Raw genomic sequence first — 17,722 nt, forward strand, 5'->3', positions numbered from 1 at the left:
AAGAGAGCAATTAATTGCTCTCTTTTATTTTTATTTCATTTTCATCATCTTGTTTTTTAAAAAACATATTTTCTGTTTTTTTATCATCTTCTTTTATTTCATTTTTTTCTTTATCATTTGATTGTTTATTCTCTTCATCTTTTTTAGAATCTATAACTTTATCATTGTTATTTTTATCATTGTTATTTTTATCGTCTTTTTTATCAGAATTAAACAACCAATCATTTATTATATCCGATGAATCAGGGGTGTCTTCTATTTCTATATTTTCATCTTGAGTATGCATCTCGCAGTAATCTCTAGGTTCTGTACCTGCTACAAATTTTTCCGTTCTAGTATTTTCGCAAAAATGAGTTGCAACTTGACCACTTTCTGAACAAATTTTTTGTTCTGTTATTCCACTTGGTCTTTTAAATGATTTTGATGGAAGTCCTTTGTGAACTTGAGTCATAACTTTTGACCAAAGCGATGATGACATAGCACTTCCTGTTTTAAGTTTTTGATTCCAGTCATTTCCTATCCAGGTTGCTCCAACATAATAAGGAGTATATCCGGCAAACCAAGCATCATTATTATCACTAGTAGTACCTGTTTTTCCGGCTACAGGCATATTAGATATTCTAGCACGGCCTCCAGTACCAGAACTTACAACAGTTCCTAATATATCAGTCATTATATAAGCTGTTTGAGGTGTTGTAATTGAGTGTTTAACAGCCTTATTATTCAATATTATATTTCCGTTTGAATCTTCTATCTTAGAGAACAGCATAGGTTTAATATAAGTTCCACCATTTGCTATAGAACCATATGCTGCAGTCATCTCAAGTGGAGTTATTCCCTTAGTCATACCTCCAAGCGTAAGTGCAGAGAAGTTTTTATCATTATGCCCTGGTGTTTTCACTATAGTAGATATACCCATATTTTCTAAGAAATCAACCATAATCTCAACAGAAGAATATGGGCTTGAAGAAAGCATTTCTGCTGTTTTTACAGCTCCTACATTTGAAGAATGTTGAACCGATTGTCTTAACGTTATAGGGCCTCTATATTTATTAGCATAGTTATGAGGTTTCCACTTCTCATTAGAGGAATATTTATATCCTGATGGCGAATCATTTATTGCAGTAGCAGCTGTCATTCCGCTATCAAGTGCAGGTAAGTATACAGCAATTGGTTTTATAGCAGAACCTGGTTGTCTAGGATTAACGGCTCTATTATAAAGTTTTTTACCACCTATCATTCGTCCTCCTACCAAAGCTTTAACTTGACCTGTATGGTAATCCATTATAACCATAGCTGATTGAGGCTGAATATTTCCATTTTTATCAGTAAAAGTTCCTGGGAAATTAGAGTTCTTTTGATATTCTGTCTCTAGTATCTTTTGGATATTGACATCCATAGTAGAATATATTCTAAGACCTCCGTTATAAAGCATATCTCTAGCTTCATCTTCAGTTTTACCTTGTTTAACTAGAGCATCTATAACATCATCTTTAAGTAGATCTACAAAATAAGAAGAAACATTGGTTTGAGTTTGATTTCCAACCTTTATAACTATTTCTTCGTTTTTAGCTTCATCATACTCAGATTGAGATATATGTCCAAGTTCTAGCATTTTGTACAGTACAGTTCCTTGTCTTTCCTTTGCATTTGGATTAACAACTGCTTTTCTAACCACTATTTGTTCTTTTTTTAGTTGATCATACTGATAATTATCTATTAATCCTTTTGTATGTAATTTCTCAAAGAGTCCCTTTTCTACATTAGAAGCAGGATCTGTGTTTGCTGTTTTAGGATAAAAAACTAGTAAGTTCTTAAGTGCATCTAAATTCTCACTACCATCAAGTCTTTGAGTAGTATATGGAGAATATTTAGATGGATTTTTAGTTATACCTGCTATCATTGTAGATTCTGCTAGACTTAATTCTTCTACATTCTTAGAAAAATAAGTTTGAGCTGCAGCTTGTACCCCAATAGCACCTCTACCTAAATAGAAAGTATTTAAGTAAGTTTCAAGTATTTCATCCTTAGAAAGAGTTTTTTCAAGTTGAAGAGCATAATAAGTATCTTTAATCTTTCTAGTAACAGTTTTTTCGTTAGATGTATACATATTCTTAGCAAGTTGTTGTGTCAGTGTACTTGCCCCTTGAGCCTTACTAAATGTCTTTAAGTCATACCAAAGTGCACCGAATAATCTTTTTATATCTACACCGTGGTGATCATAGAATCTCTCGTCCTCTATAGATATAACTGCATTTTGTAGGTTCTTTGGTATTTTATCTAAAGTTACTAGACTTCTAAAATTTGATCCATGAACCTTTTCTATTAATTGTCCATTAGAATCGTATATGAAAGAACTTTCATACATTTCAAGATTGTGTGGGTCTATAGGTGGTGCATTTTTAATAACTCCTACGACAAGACCCATAACACAGGCTGTACCAACTATAGATAATATAATAAAAGTAATAAGTACTATTCTGAAAATACTTACTTTTTTCTTTTTTTCTTTATTGTTAGTAGTCTCACTTTTATCATTGTTTTTATCGCTACGCATTCGTCATTACCTCCTTATTCAATCTATTATAACATAGAAGAAAAAGTTCAATCTATAAATTTATTCAAAGAATATTTTTGTAATATTATTGTAATATAAAAAATGATATATATATTATTGCAAAAAAAGTTATATTTATGATAAAATAGGGTAAAATATTGAATAATAGGCGTTGAAGGAGATTAGTAATCCTCATGGTTACAAAATTAGAGAGTAAATCGGGTGGTGAAAGGTTTACAGTACATGATAAGGTGAAATACACTCTGGAGTTTCGAAATCAAAAATTTCGACGTTTTCCATACGTTATAGTGGATAAGAGGCATTTTTATGCGAATTAAGGTGGTACCACGGGTTTTTTCGTCCTTCTATAGGACGAGGAGACCCTTTTTTAGTATATATAAAGAAATATGAGGAGGATTTTAAATGAATGTATTTGATACTTTAAAAAAACGTGGATTTATAAAGCAAATGACACATGAAGACGAAATACGTGATCTGTTAGGAAAAGAGTCTGTGACTTTTTATATAGGATTTGATGCAACTGCTGATAGTTTACATGTAGGACATTTTCTTCAATTAATGGCTATGGCTCATCTTCAAAGAGCAGGACACAGACCAATAGCTCTTTTAGGTGGAGGAACTACTATGGTAGGGGATCCAACAGGAAAGACTGATATGAGAAAGATGTTAACTGTTGAAGAAATAGCGCACAATGCCGAGTGCTTTAAAGGTCAAATGAAGAGATTCTTAGATTTTTCAGATGATAAAGCTATAATGGAAAACAATGCTAATTGGCTTATGAACCTAGAGTACATACCTTTCTTAAGAGAGGTTGGAAGACATTTTTCTGTTAATAGAATGTTAACGGCTGAATGTTTTAAAAGTCGTATGGAAAAAGGATTATCTTTCCTTGAGTTTAACTACATGATAATGCAAGCTTACGACTTTTTAGAGCTTCACAAAAGATATGGATGTAAGCTGGAATTAGGTGGAGATGATCAATGGTCTAACATAATAGCAGGAGCAGATCTTATAAGACGTGTTGAAGGTGAATCAGCTTATGGTATGACATTTACACTTTTAACTAATAGTGAAGGTAAGAAAATGGGTAAAACAGAATCAGGAGCAGTTTGGCTTGATGCTGAAAAAACTTCTCCATATGAGTTTTACCAATACTGGAGAAATGTTGCTGATGCAGATGTTAAAAACTGCTTAGCGCTTTTAACTTTTATTGAAATGGATGAGGTTGAAAGACTTGCTTCATTAGAAGGATCAGAAATAAACAAGTCTAAGGAAATTTTAGCTTATGAGGTTACTAAGATAGTTCATGGTGAAGAAGAAGCTAAGAAGGCTCAAGAGGCAGCTAAGGCATTATTCGGAAAAGGAGCTATGGCAGGATCAATTCCTTGTACTGAAATAGCTAAAGCTGATATAGCTGATGGAATGGATATATTAACTTTACTTACAACTACAGGTCTTGCTTCTTCTAGAAGTGAAGCGAGACGTTTAGTACAACAAGGTGGAGTATCTATAAATGATGAAAAAATAAAAGAAATAGAATTTAAGATAAATGAAGATAGCTTTGAAGATGATTCTTTAATGATTAGAAAAGGTAAGAAGGTATATCATCAAGTTAAATTAGGATAATAAATATATTTAGGTATTTAAGCAAAAAAAGATGCTTATTAAAATAACGCTACTTAAGTCAACGTTTTTATAAAACTAAAGATTACGTCTTGTGAAATATTCTAAAACTTTTAAACTTCCCTTACGGTTAGACAAAAAAGTTTCTTAACGTATATTTCAACGTCGTAATCTAAGTTTTATGGAAAAAGGTTAACCTAAAAGTAGCTAACATTTTAATAAGCATCTTTTTAGTGTAGGAATTAATTGAAAATGATACAACTATTTACAAAATATGTAATTGATTATATTATTATATTGGGGAGTTGATTATATGGGGCATATGGATATATTGCTTGTTGTAATTATAGTTTCGGGTTGTTTAAATTTAATAGATAATATAAAGAAGTTTATGGTTGATAATGAAATTTTATTGAGATTTAGTGGGCTGAGTGTTATATGGGGGATACCTATGGGATTGGTTAATATATTAGGTATTTATACAACTGTAGGTACTGAAAATAATATAGATTATCGTATGAAAGGTGTTATAATAGGAATTTTGGTATCGGGTATTTTAGTTGGAGCATACTATGAAAAAACAATAAGTTATAAGGGTATAATAATCAAAAGTGAACTGTATGAGTGGGAAAAAATAATTTCTTATTCATATGATGAAGATGATTCTCATACTATATTATTTAGAACTAAAAAAGATAAGGAAGTAAAACTTAGGTTGAATAAGTCAAATATAAAAGATGCAGAAAAGTTGTTTAATAAGAATATAAAAAATAAAGAAATTAGTAACGAGATATAAGTACCCCTCATATTATAATATGGGGGGTATTATCTTGAAAAAACTACTTAAGGTTCATAAAAAAAAGAAAAAGAAAAAAGTATTAACTGCAATGATTTTGATATTAATATTTAGTATGGCTTTAGGTTCGTTCATATTTGTAGATAGAAAGATAAAACCCGTAGTTCAAGCAATAGCTGAATCAAAAGCACAAGAACTTGCAAATAGATCTATAAACAAAGCTGTTGGGGAAATATTAAAAGGGAAGATAAAGTATGAGGAACTTATAAGTTTGAAAACAGATGTAGATGGAAATGTTACCATGATACAAGCAAATACTATATGTACAAAACCGCTAAAAATAGGAAATAAATGTTATATGTTATAGACTATTATTTTTAATTCGCTGCCATCCCACTCAATTCTTTTAATTATTGACTTTACCAAACTCTGTTTTTCTTCAAAAGTAACATTATCCATCATCTTAGAAAAATTTATTAACTTTTCTTTTAACAATTCTAAATTGAATTTCTTATCATCATTATTATCTTCACTGAGTTTTCTCTCAAGATTATTATTCTCAACATCTAATCTTTTAATCTCAGCTAATATATACTTGGATACAGATTCATCTTCAGTTTCAGATAACTTCATTACTAGGTTTTGAATAGATTTTTTATTACTACTAATCTGATTTTTTATTTTTCTAGCTTTAGTTAAGTTATCTTTAATATTTTTCTCACTTTCACTTATAGAACTTAGCACTCGTGGTAGTATTATACTACTGATTTTATCTAGTACAAGCTTATCTGTTTTCTCACCTGGAAGGTTTTTAATATTACATCTATCTCCTCTTGATAAATCCTTTATGTTACATCTGTAATAATAATATCTTTCTCCATCTTTCTTTATAGAACCATAGCCAACTCTAAAAAAGCTTCCACAGTTTCCGCATTTGATAAGTCCTGAAAGCAATGCTTTAGTAGAAGAGCCTTTTCTAGGTATTTTAACTTTATTGCTTTTCATGATACTTTGAACTTCTACCCAATCCTTGCCTGAAATAATGCCCTTATGCTTTCCAATAGCGATTATCCAATCTGATATATCTTTTCTTTTAGTGACTTCTTTTTTAACAAGCTTCTTATTGTAGCTTATTACAGCATATTTTCCATCAAAATCACACTTGCTGCTCGCTATATCTGCATTATTTAATTCAAAGTAGTTATATACATACTCATCAGCTACAGCGTAAACTGGGTTTGATAATATATCAGAAAGAGTACTCTTTTGAAAATCCTTACCTGTCTTACTTTTTATATTATTTCTCAGGCAATAAGTTTCAAGTTTTGACAGCGATTTGAATTTTAGATAATTGTCATATAAGAGTTTTATAGTATCTAACTCTTTTTCTATAGGAGTAAGCTTATACATTTTCCTCTCTTTCATATTATCATCAACATAAATTATAGGCTCACTTTTAAATCCAGTAGGACAAATTCCGCCAAGCCACCTGCCAAATCGAGCTAAATAGTGCATATTATCTCGAACTCTTTCTGCAATAGTCTCACGCTCTAACTGAGCGAATACAGAAGCTATATACATCATAGCTCTACCCATTGGAGTAGATGTATCAAAACTTTCGCTAATAGATATGAATGAGATATTATTTTTTTCTAGAAGTTCAATTAAATCAGAGAAATTTGATATGTTTCTACTTATACGATCTAGCTTATAACATATAAGAATATCAAATTTTTTAGACTTTGCATCTTTAATCATTTGCTTAAACTTAGGTCTATCCATATTGCCACCTGAAAATCCTTCATCTTCATAGATAGAAATATTCTCAACATCATAGTTATGACGGGCATAGTCTTTACAACGTTCAATTTGATTTTTTATGGATTCACCTTTTCCAGTAAATTTAGATTTACGAGAATAAATGGCTATGTTCATAAAATATCTCCTCCTTGCTATGGTACAAGTATATGAATGGAGAAAGATATTTATATTTATTAATTCCTTTATGATAGAAAAATATTAATGATTTATGGAATTAGTTAATGGGAGATTTGGGAATATATAGTGCTGAATGAAAAATGATACTCATTAAAATAACGCTGATTATCCAAGCTTTTCATAAAACTAAAGATTGAATCTTATTAAATATCCTAAAAGTTCTAAACTCCCTTTGGTCAGACAACGAACTTTCTTAACGGATATTTAAACGATACAATCTAAGTTTTATTGGAAAAGCTTAAGCAAAATCAGCTAACATTTTAATGAGCATCATTTTTAGATGTAGTTGTTTAGAGTTTGGGAAAATTCAAGTAATAGGACAAATTTATTCCCTCATAAACTTGTACTAATGGGGGAGATAAAATGGATATAAAGGTTAGTTTAATAATAGATGGAGAAAGTTTTGATGATATACCGTATGAAAAGCAATTACAAATTAAGAATAGAATTACGGATAAGGTTGAGAATTGGGCTATAGATATAATACAAAAGAGAATAAGAGAAGGATGAACTGATATAGATAAATTGTTAGGTATACAATGAGAAAATTTTAAAATTAAGGGAGGGAGAATGTTTATGAAAAAAATTACTATTAATACTAATCAATCAAAAGAATATAAAAGCTTACATGAAGCAATTATTGATAGCGGATTTCAAGAGGTTGAAGAACATGAAGAATACTTAAATGGTTTTAAAAATATATACCAAAAAGATGGGAACTATTATGGATTTATTGAAGGAAATTATTTAAATACAACTGCTCATAATATAACTTTGTTAGAAGTTGATAATATGGAAAGTTTTAAAGAATATTATATAAATGAAATATTAAAAACACTAAAAGATGAATTATTAAATAAGACAGTTACATTAATAGAACTAAATAAGCAGTGTCGATCAATATCAGATGAATCAGTTGATATATTTGATTATAGTAAAGATGATTTCATACATAAAAATTCAGGTTCTTTTGCCTGGGGAAGTACATCTGAACAAAAAGGTGTTTTTGATGTTGAATTTGATATAATAGAGGGTAATGAAGATATCGATAAAATTGTTGTAAAAGTAGTAGAGGTATCAGTTATATAGAGTGTGTTTATATAGTATAATAAGTTCCAAGTATTTAGAGAATAATTATATTAAATAATGTAGAATGAGAAATTAAATAGATTAGGCATTTGGAAAATAATAAGGCCCTTTCTATTTTATGATTTAGAAGTTTTTTTATTACACAGATATACAAAAAATATAAAAATTATAATATCATGGAAATGAATAACTAGAAGCAAATAGAAGTTATATACGCAAAAAAAGTAGCTCCATTAATACTGGAAGAGGGTATTATGTGTATTAGTTGAAGTTGATGATAGAGAAATATCAGAGATTTTTCTTGAGAATTTAGAATATGATAAGGTAAACCGTATAATAAATAGGTGCTGGTTTTAGATTTAACCATTGAAATCACTCGGTTGGGGATGTTTTATAGGTAAAAATAGTGTTATAATAAGTAATAAAATATAATAAGCTTGACAGCAATAATTTTAAGATTATACTATAATTTGGAATGGATTAAATAAAATATTAATTTCAAGTGGGGAAGTAATTAACATATGAGTTGATTCAAAAACTATATAAGTTAATTAAAATTAGATGGCTTTTTATATAAAACTATTAGATAATATTATGGGAGTTCAGAACTTACAAAGCAGGAGCCATGAACAGTATGTTTGTGGCTACTTTTATAAACTATAGTGGGAAGTGAAAATATTGAAGGGGAAAATTGAAAAGAAAAACCAGATTACTGTTGATCAGCATTATGTACCAAGATTTTATATGAAGAACTTTTCTATAATCAAAGGCACTGGAAAAAAAGAAAAAGCATTAATCTCATTTTATCAATTCGATGAAGGATTATTAAAAGATAAAATCCCAACAAAAAGTATTTGCTATAAAGAGTACTTCTATGGTGAAGATGGTGAAATTGAAAAAGATTTTTCAGAGAAAGAAAAAAAATGGGCAAAAACCATAAGAAGTATAATAGAAACTGATAAATATAATTTGACTGAAGGGCAAGAAAAAGCAATTAAGCAGTTTGCAATTTTTCAATATTGCCGGACTTTAGCTATGTATAATTATAGCAAGGATACAATGTCTGAAATACTGTTGGAAAGTATGAATAATATGATACCTGATGTTAAAGAAGAAATAGCAAGAAAATTGGTTAATAAAAAAATCGAAGATGAAATACATGTTGCGGATATAATTGAAGTATGTGATGAACTAGTTCAAGTCATCGATGATTTAGATGTTTCTATTATAAAATTTAATACTACAAAGAAATTAATTACTTCAGATATGCCCGTTGTAATAATGAATCCATTTTGTTCTAATAAGGCAGGATTTGCAAATGTTGGAGTTGTTATTTTATTTCCTGTGTCACCTGAGGTGATGGTAGTGATTTATGATAGAAAGATTTATAATAATTGTAATCCATATATGGTAATCAGTGATGAACAAGAAGTTATAAATCTTAACAAATATCAAGTAATTAATGCAGAAGAGCGTATATTGTCTAAAGAGCAAGAAGAATTAGCATGGATTTCTAGTGATTCTGAACTTATTTTAAAAAGAGAAGAATATCGGTTAAAGAGAAAAGTCGATTCTAGCTTTGATGGACAAGGAACATTTATTGCAACAAAATCTAGGAGTATGCATTATGAATTTGGATTATCATTTTGTAAACTTCCTAAGTATTTAATGAAAATACCTACTAATTGCAGAGAGGCTTTTGAACGTCAATACAGTTATGAAGCACGCATAAACTTACTTGTTAGAGTGTATAGATTTCCTGAACTAATTAATCAAAACAAGGATATCCCACAAGTAAAGATTTCGAAAATGAAAGATGGATATTCAGAAATGCAAAAATTTATGGATGGCTATTGGAATATAGAAGCTAAGAATAGAATCATTACACCTGAATTGATACGTGAATTGAAAACACTACATATGACATATTTTCCTATTGATAAAAAATAATTTTTATTGATTGGATTTAAAATATTTTTTAATTGACACTGGGGAATTAGGTGGCTGAAATGAGAAGTTTATCAGCTTAAGACCTACAAAAATTATAGTTTTTTTGAAGATATCTTTGTTGACGGAAACAGTATGCCAACAATTTTATTTGAAGTTATTGTATAGAAAAAGTAAATTTCAATTTATATAATTAATTTAAAATAGATATTTTTAAATACAATAATTATTTAGGTTTATTTTTAAAAATATTATAATCAGATGAAAAAGCATAACTATTCTTGTGTGAGATATAGAACTTTAACTACAATAAGTAATAAAAATACTAATATAATTAATAAAAACACTAATATAATTAATAAAGTAAGTATTACTAACTTAAGTCATCAGGAAAACCAGCAATTATTTAAGGTAGAAAAATGTACAACCACCGTAGCTATCATATTATGGAATTTTTACTTTCTTACTTGGATACTACACCATAATTATGCAATAAGTATGTAGGGGATTAAATAAAAAAACTCACTTACAGTAGTTACAGTGAACCGTACGTCAACTAACCGCGAAGTTTTGCATATTAGATTTATATATAATATATTATCATAGACACTTAAGTTGTTTGATAATTTTGAAAATTAAGTAGAAAGCTTAAAGTTAGAAGTTTGAGTTTCTATAAATCATTTTAATCAAATAGTACGTTTATAAAAATACTACCTGTTAAAGTTCAGATGGACAAATTTACATTGAAGTTAACAGGTAGTTTTTTATGAGAATTTAAAAACGTATTGGTAATTCTAGAAGCAAATTAGATGAAGATTTAGTTACATACCAGTTGAATTTAGAAATATATCAGTATTATTGTTATTAATTTCAATTAATTTTTCAACAAAAGAAAAAGACAAACCTGATGTAAAACATAGGGAAAAAATAGTGAAAAATATTATTAATGTTATCTGGCGTTTAGGCTCATAAACAAAAAAATGTGTTTTTCTTAATATAAACTCGGATATTTTGCTTTGTTTAACTAAAAATGAGTTGAGTGCAAATATGTGAATTAATAAGATTAACATGAATATATTAGGTATCACCATTGAAATAAAGCCAACTAAATAATAAAACCCTTTTAACAGGATATTAATATCTCCATTAATCACAGTAGGCTGATGGGACATAAAAAAAACAGTAATTATATCTGATACAATAAGAAGCATCATTATTGATATCCAAAGTTGATTAAGTTTATCTAAATTGTCATTTTTATATAACATAATTGTTAGAGTTGTAATACTTACAAATGAAAACAAAGTTAACATTGCAAATCCATGCATAATTTGTGAATGAAATTTATAATAAGCGGAAACCGCAATAAAACTTACAAATAAAAATAGACATAAATCATCGTTAGTTGAATTAGATGGTGAAGAGTTTTGAATATGTGATATTTGTAAAGGTTGTTTATTAGAAATTTGTTTTGTTTGAAAATTTCCATTTACAGAGGATTTTTCGATTAAGTTTTCATTATTATTTTGACTATTGTAAATATTAATTTGGATTAATTGTTGTTGTATAATATAAATTACATTTTTTATAGAGGTATTGTTGCTTATAGGGATATCATTTTTCTTTTTAGTAATAAGAAGAGGTATTATAATACCAAGAACTAGAAAAATGCTACTAATTATTATTGAATCTTTATTAACTTTTATAAAACTAACTAACCACATTAAATCACCTCCTATTTATTTCTATATTCGACAAAATTTTGAATAATCCTTTTTAGCTGATAATTTATTATAAAAAATGAAAGTCATATGAAAACTTAATAGCATTAAATATATCGAATATTATCTTGTTATAAATTGTAAATATTGTTGTAGTAATGTAAAATAGTTAAATAAGGATAATTACTATTAGGGGGGGAACTAATATGATTTTTGAAATTTTTTCAAAAAGAAGAAGAAAAGAGACTGGAGTAATAGAGGATGTATATTTATATGATAGCATACCTCAGAAACTAAGGAATCAAATCTTACATATTTGGAATTATGCCATAGCAAATGATTGGGAGGCTTGGGAATTTATTCATGATACAATCGCTAGAGAATTAGGTCTTATAACAATTGTTAAAGATTATTATAGTAATAAGAAAGAAGGTTGCATAAAGTTTCTGCTAAATCATGAAAATACTGAAGAAACTATAGATATAATAGAACTTTCATTTGTGATAATAGATGTATTAAAGAAAAATGACCCTTATGCTCAGAGATGTAATAGAAAGCAAAAGCCAGAAGATGCTATAGATGAATTAAATCATAGATTTAAAGAAAATAATATAGGGTATGAATATATAAATGGAAAAATAATAAGAATAGATAGAGCATTAACACATAGTGAGGTTGTTAAACCAGCAATAAAAGTTTTATATGAACATGAATTTGAAGGTGCTAATGATGAATTTATGGAGGCTCATAAATGTTATAGAGAAGGTGACTATAAAGGTGCGATATATAATGCACAGAAGTCTTTCGAAAGTGTAATGAAGACTATTTGTGAGAGAATGAGATTTGAATATAATAAAGAAAAAGATACAGCAAGTGTTCTTATTAAAATACTAGTAAATGAAGATTTTATACCTAAATCACTATCGAATCACTTTGATGGATTAAAGGTTTGTTTGAATGGAATAAAGACATCACTAGAATCAGGTTTACCTACATTAAGGAATAGAAAAGCTGGACATGGACAAGGTGAAGAAATTGTAGGAGTTCCTGAGTACTTAGCAGTATATGCAATAAATTTAGTTGCAACTAATATAGTATTATTAGTAGATATATATACTTTAGATTATAAAAATACATTATAAATTTAACAAAATAAAAAACTTCTCATAAGAGAAGTTTTTTACTTACTATGTAACACTATTAGTATACATGCTACATGGTATATTATAGTTACTATGTCCTTCATACCAAATACCTCCTATTAAAAGAATATTGAAACTCTTTGTTAAGCAAGTATTCTTACATATGAGGAATAGTAATTTAATTATACCATAACAGTATGAAAAATAAAATTTATTTTATGGTATAATTATAAAAAAATATATTTATGGAGTGATTATTGTTATGGATAAGTGCGAAGAGACTGACATAAGACATCAAATTAAGTTATTTTATGAGAATCTTATAAATAAGAAAATAGAAAATTTATGCTCAAAAGAAAGAAAAAACCTTGGGGAAATATTATACTATATGCTAGTCATAGTGGAAGAAGGTTTTTATGGGCCAGATTCATCAAAACAAAAATTAGGACAAATTAAACGTAGTTCTATAGAGAGGTTTATAAAAGAACTTCTAAGAAGAGGTGCAACTTTTAAAACATTAAAATATGATCATGCTAAATATAATAAATATACTCAATATATTGATGAAGTTATAGAGCTAGCCGAGATGGGTATTATAGTAGATTCCATAGAAAAAACGAAAGGAATTGATGTAATTAAAGTTGAGTGTATTGGCAAAAATGAATACGAGTTAATATTTCCTGAGATTGAAGATGATCTAGATAGAGAGGAAATTTACTTTAATACAAATGAAGAAGAGATAGAGATTAAATCCAAACCTACACAATACCTAGATGCATTATATATTACACCGAATCTATCTTATATAAAAGAAGGTAGCATATTGGAACTTAAAAAGAGTTATAGTATATTAAATGAATTAGATAAAAATATAGATTGGAAATTTTATAGTTTGTGTAAAGAGAGTATAAAATGTGATATAAAAAAAATAGGATCAGATTTTAAAAGTGAAATAATAAACTCTAGAACTGAATTAATAGATATATTAGGTTTTATTTATTACTTAGCACATATAAATTTAATTAAAAGTGGTTTAAATCCAGTATGTATTAATAAACCTATAGAACAAGGGTTTGTTATATGCTACAAAAAAGAAGAATTATTAAGATTGATGTCTGAAACTACAAGAGTAGATATAGAAATAGTTAATCGATATATAGAGTATCTTTCATTTACAAAAGAATGTAAAGGCAGAATGAATGAATATCCTTTATTTGATACAGGCGATTATATACTATTTATACCATCATCTATTCTATTAAATGATTTTCAATTTTCCATAGTAAACGGTCATTATGATAAAGGTATTGATATTTTAGATAGAAAGGATACGGTATCTCAATCAGTTGTTGATAAAATATATAATAAATGTTGTAACTATAAAAATATAGCTATTGCAGAAAATAAAGAGTATTTTGTGAAAGATATTAAATATAAAGGTAAGATACTTAAAAGTGATGTTGATATAGCTTTATATGATAAATTAAGTAATAGGGTTTTAGTTTTAGAATGTAAGTGGAAAGAAAATGTATTTCTTAGGTATATGAATTATAAGAACACAGAGAAAGCAGTAAAAAGAGCATATACATGGCAATTAGGAAGGCATAAAGCATTTATAGAACTAGACTATAAAAACATAGATCTTTTGTTTGATGATCATGAATTTTTAAAGTCAAAGCCATATTTTCCTATTATTAGCTATTTAATGCTAGACAAAAGAGCTCAATATCACTTTGATGGAAAACATATCATATCAGAATTTATATTAAGTCACCTTATAGATAAATATTCTTATGGTAATATATTGAGATTAGATTTAATTATAGACGAGATAGAATCTATGAATACAAGAGTAAAGTATAGAAAAACAGATATAAAAGAAACTGTAGTTATAAATGAAAATATTACTATACACAATAATAAGCATTACGTTAAACTATCTACGTATAGTATTTGATTATAAAATAAAAATTATAAAGAGTACATCCTCTATACTATAGGCTGAACCGAATAATAAGTGATTTCTAACTTATTTAACTTCAAATTATCATATTTTATGAAGCAAAAAAAGCAATCTAATTTCGAAGATTAGATTGCTTTTTTATTTATATAAAGCTAAAAACAAGGCAGTGTTTATTGCTTTAGAGAAGTTATTTTTAATTCCGTATTTTGCTTCCATATATTTAATAACCTTTTGTTCTATTTCTTTATTTAGATTTACAGATTTTTTATGATTTTCAGATCCAAGTATTTTGCCTAATAAATCTGTAGATTCTTTTTTCTTTTCAGGAATATTATCTTCTATAAATTTATGGATATTATCAATTTTATGGACAAGTTTATCTAGTGTTTTATTTATATCACTGGAAATCTGAAATAGATTGTCTTCAGATGTTAAGGGGGTATTATGTGTATTGTGTCTAGCTTTGTTATTAGATTTTATATCGGAAGTTTCAAAAACAAAATTAATTTCACCATGCTTGTTTATTTTCAAACTTGGATCTTTAATATTACAATTACAGTATGTACAGATATCAAGATATGTTTTTGTATTTGGGTCCCAAACTTTATCGAGATGTTTAATAGTCAAAGAGTTGATTTTATAGAAACTATACTTATTAAATGCGAGTTCTTTTTTTATCTGATTTGGGCTACGATTTCGAGACACCAGACTTTTTAATTTTTGTATTAATTCATCAGTTAGGTAATCATCCTTTTGAGAATTTTCCTTTGGACAATCTTCTTTATTTACCACTACACTCACTCCTAATTATAAAAGAATTTATATATTAATAATTTATTAAAAAAAATTTGAAATTATTACGAAGAATGAGATTAAATTTTTATTGGAATTTGGATATAGGATATATAAGTAGTAGATAGGTGTGAAATAATAGATCTATAAGTTAGCAAAAATAAGAGCATTAAGAGAGCATTATTTTCTCAAAGATTTAGTGTGCTGGGATATGTGCTGTTCAGTATACTGAACAGCACATATCCCAGCACATTTTTTACAGACATATATTATGTGAATAAAATAATCAAAAAATGGTATGAAAATATGACCTCTACATAATTTGAGTAGAGGTCATATTTTGGTATTCATGACAATGTTAATATCCAATTTATTATCAACTTTAGATACAGTAACTTTATCTATTAATATGTCTATAACAATTCTTTTCATTTTCATGCTTAGGTCATTGAATCCATTATTGAAAAATACATTTAATGATTTTTTTAGGTCTAATTTTGATTTGGCTGATTTTGATAGTTTCTTTGTAAGGTCACCTTCTCTATATTCATGTGCTTTTATTTCATGATTAATGTTAATATACTCGTATTCTAAAGCTTCTTTTATAATTTCATCTTCTGTAGTACTTATTAAGTACTTAGTTTTCTGTTGAGTCTTTTTAAGAGAATCTAGAGTTTCATTAACTTCATTTAAAGCATTGTTGTAATGAGCCTGTTGTTCATTTACACTATTACAGTATAGATTCCATAATGAATTGACACTTAAAATAGAAGATGTGTTTAATATCTTGTTTAAAACAGCATGTTCTATATAAGGTTGCTTCACAATGAACTTACAGTCGTTTTTAGAGCTACATTTATAAACGTCAACTCTTTTTCTACCATGTCTATCTGTTCCATAGTTTATAGGTTTCATTAAAGTATTACATTTCTTGCAAATTAACTTATTTTTCAATAAAAATGGAGTAGAGTAGTATTTAGAATCCTTTTGTTTATTCTTAGATATTCTACTTGAAATATCCCATTGAATTCTATCTATAGTTGATAGATGTTGATTTGATTTAACTCTTATAATATCATCAGAATCATAATCTGTTCTATTTCTTTTATTCCATACAATATAACCACTATAGATTTCGTTATTGAGGATACGCCTAATAGTAGATGTATTCCATTTAATATCTGAGCATTCATATGGATACAATCTATTCATTTCATATGCTATTTGTTGATAGTTAAATCCATAGTTAGTATACAAGTTGAATATTTTCTGCACTTTTTCAAGTTCATCAGCGTTTTTAGGAAGTGATTTATTATCTTTATCATATTTTTTATATCCAAAGGGAGGTTTACCTCCTGGCCAACAGCCCCGATTTACTTTGGCTTTTAATCCATCTTTAACTCTTTGAGATATTAAATTAGATTCTAATTCTGAAACACTAGCGAAGACAAGTTTTAGGAACTTATTAATAGCATCACTTTTAGATTCTATATTTTCACCAGTCTTTGTATAGTGGACTCTAATATTTTGCTTTGTGAAGAATACATCAAGAGCAAGGGATATTTCTAAATTTCTAGATAACCTATCCTTACTATATACGATTAAATGTTTTATTTTTTCTTTAGTAATGTAAGCAATTAATTCTTCTAGAACACTTCTATTTTTTAGATTATTTAGCTTATGACAAAGGCCTTCTTCAGCATCCACATAATTAAAGGACGATTTATAAGCAGACTTAGCTTCTTTAAAAGTTTTAACTATCTCTAGAGAATTATCTCCAGCATATCGGTTAGCTAAATCATTTTGTACTTCTAAAGAGTTTCCTTCTTTTTGCTGTTTCTGAGTGGATACTCTAAGGTAGGCAACTGCTTTTTCTTTTTTTGAATTTAATATTGGTTGAGTATTCATCTTTTTTTTTATAATCTAACACCAACTTTTTTATAAATTTAGATAATATGATATTTAAAGTATAAACGATACAATAGATATGTAAGAACTTGATCTTTTAAGAATGTATAATTCAGAGCAATAAGATATAATTATCTCTAAGACCAAGGAGGTAATTATGATTAT

General features: G+C 27.7%; 13 protein-coding genes and 1 other annotated feature. Of the genes, 8 read left to right on the top strand and 5 right to left on the bottom strand.

Annotated features, from left to right (window positions below; translation table 11 throughout):
- Window positions 1–10: 10 nt before the first annotated feature.
- Window positions 11–2,557, bottom strand: a complete 2,547-nt coding sequence (locus tag WJW32_RS13955) for a transglycosylase domain-containing protein (RefSeq protein WP_340259393.1) — start codon at window positions 2,555–2,557, stop codon at window positions 11–13.
- Between the two features lie 163 nt (window positions 2,558–2,720).
- Window positions 2,721–2,925: a binding site (T-box leader), on the top strand.
- Between the two features lie 55 nt (window positions 2,926–2,980).
- Here WJW32_RS13955 and tyrS point away from each other — a divergent pair.
- From tyrS to WJW32_RS13970, 3 genes are all read left to right on the top strand, one after another.
- The gene (tyrS, locus tag WJW32_RS13960; protein ID WP_340259395.1) at window positions 2,981–4,204 is read left to right on the top strand and encodes a tyrosine--tRNA ligase; all 1,224 of its coding nucleotides are present in this window, start codon (window positions 2,981–2,983) and stop codon (window positions 4,202–4,204) included.
- 310 nt (window positions 4,205–4,514) lie between these two features.
- Window positions 4,515–4,997 (top strand): DUF5673 domain-containing protein, encoded by a 483-nt coding sequence (locus WJW32_RS13965; protein WP_340259397.1) that lies wholly within the window; start codon window positions 4,515–4,517, stop codon window positions 4,995–4,997.
- Window positions 4,998–5,031: 34 nt separating this feature from the next.
- The gene (locus tag WJW32_RS13970) at window positions 5,032–5,364 is read left to right on the top strand and encodes a hypothetical protein (protein WP_340259399.1); all 333 of its coding nucleotides are present in this window, start codon (window positions 5,032–5,034) and stop codon (window positions 5,362–5,364) included.
- Here the strand turns inward: WJW32_RS13970 and WJW32_RS13975 are convergent.
- Window positions 5,352–6,932: a recombinase family protein gene (locus WJW32_RS13975; protein ID WP_340259401.1), complete on the bottom strand. Its 1,581-nt coding sequence runs from the start codon at window positions 6,930–6,932 to the stop codon at window positions 5,352–5,354. The two genes, WJW32_RS13970 and WJW32_RS13975, sit on opposite strands and share 13 nt — an antisense overlap.
- Before the next feature lie 426 nt (window positions 6,933–7,358).
- Between WJW32_RS13975 and WJW32_RS13980 the strand changes: the two genes are divergently transcribed.
- From WJW32_RS13980 to WJW32_RS13990, 3 genes are all read left to right on the top strand, one after another.
- Window positions 7,359–7,505, top strand: coding sequence for a hypothetical protein (locus WJW32_RS13980; RefSeq protein WP_340259403.1), 147 nt, complete (start codon window positions 7,359–7,361; stop codon window positions 7,503–7,505).
- A gap of 66 nt (window positions 7,506–7,571) precedes the next feature.
- Window positions 7,572–8,084 carry a hypothetical protein gene (locus WJW32_RS13985; RefSeq protein ID WP_340259405.1) on the top strand — a complete coding sequence of 171 codons (513 nt, stop codon included), beginning with the start codon at window positions 7,572–7,574 and terminating at the stop codon, window positions 8,082–8,084.
- Window positions 8,085–8,762: 678 nt separating this feature from the next.
- Window positions 8,763–10,034: a DUF4238 domain-containing protein gene (locus WJW32_RS13990; protein ID WP_340259407.1), complete on the top strand. Its 1,272-nt coding sequence runs from the start codon at window positions 8,763–8,765 to the stop codon at window positions 10,032–10,034.
- 818 nt (window positions 10,035–10,852) lie between these two features.
- Here the strand turns inward: WJW32_RS13990 and WJW32_RS13995 are convergent.
- Window positions 10,853–11,755, bottom strand: a complete 903-nt coding sequence (locus tag WJW32_RS13995; RefSeq protein WP_340259409.1) for a hypothetical protein — start codon at window positions 11,753–11,755, stop codon at window positions 10,853–10,855.
- A 203-nt stretch (window positions 11,756–11,958) separates the two neighbouring features.
- Between WJW32_RS13995 and WJW32_RS14000 the strand changes: the two genes are divergently transcribed.
- Window positions 11,959–12,894, top strand: coding sequence for an STM4504/CBY_0614 family protein (locus WJW32_RS14000; RefSeq protein ID WP_340259411.1), 936 nt, complete (start codon window positions 11,959–11,961; stop codon window positions 12,892–12,894).
- 262 nt (window positions 12,895–13,156) lie between these two features.
- The gene (locus WJW32_RS14005) at window positions 13,157–14,851 is read left to right on the top strand and encodes a hypothetical protein (protein WP_340259413.1); all 1,695 of its coding nucleotides are present in this window, start codon (window positions 13,157–13,159) and stop codon (window positions 14,849–14,851) included.
- Window positions 14,852–14,995: 144 nt separating this feature from the next.
- On the opposite strand, the gene WJW32_RS14010 is transcribed toward WJW32_RS14005, so the two are convergent.
- Together WJW32_RS14010 and WJW32_RS14015 are read right to left on the bottom strand one after the other, a co-directional pair.
- Entirely contained in the window at window positions 14,996–15,649 is a 654-nt protein-coding gene (locus WJW32_RS14010; RefSeq protein WP_340259415.1) for a hypothetical protein, read from the bottom strand.
- A 333-nt stretch (window positions 15,650–15,982) separates the two neighbouring features.
- Window positions 15,983–17,557 carry a recombinase family protein gene (locus tag WJW32_RS14015; RefSeq protein WP_340259417.1) on the bottom strand — a complete coding sequence of 525 codons (1,575 nt, stop codon included), beginning with the start codon at window positions 17,555–17,557 and terminating at the stop codon, window positions 15,983–15,985.
- Between the last annotated feature and the right edge of the window lie 165 nt (window positions 17,558–17,722).

Source organism: Tepidibacter sp. Z1-5, assembly GCF_037844525.1.
Lineage (GTDB): Bacteria > Bacillota > Clostridia > Peptostreptococcales > Peptostreptococcaceae > Tepidibacter_A.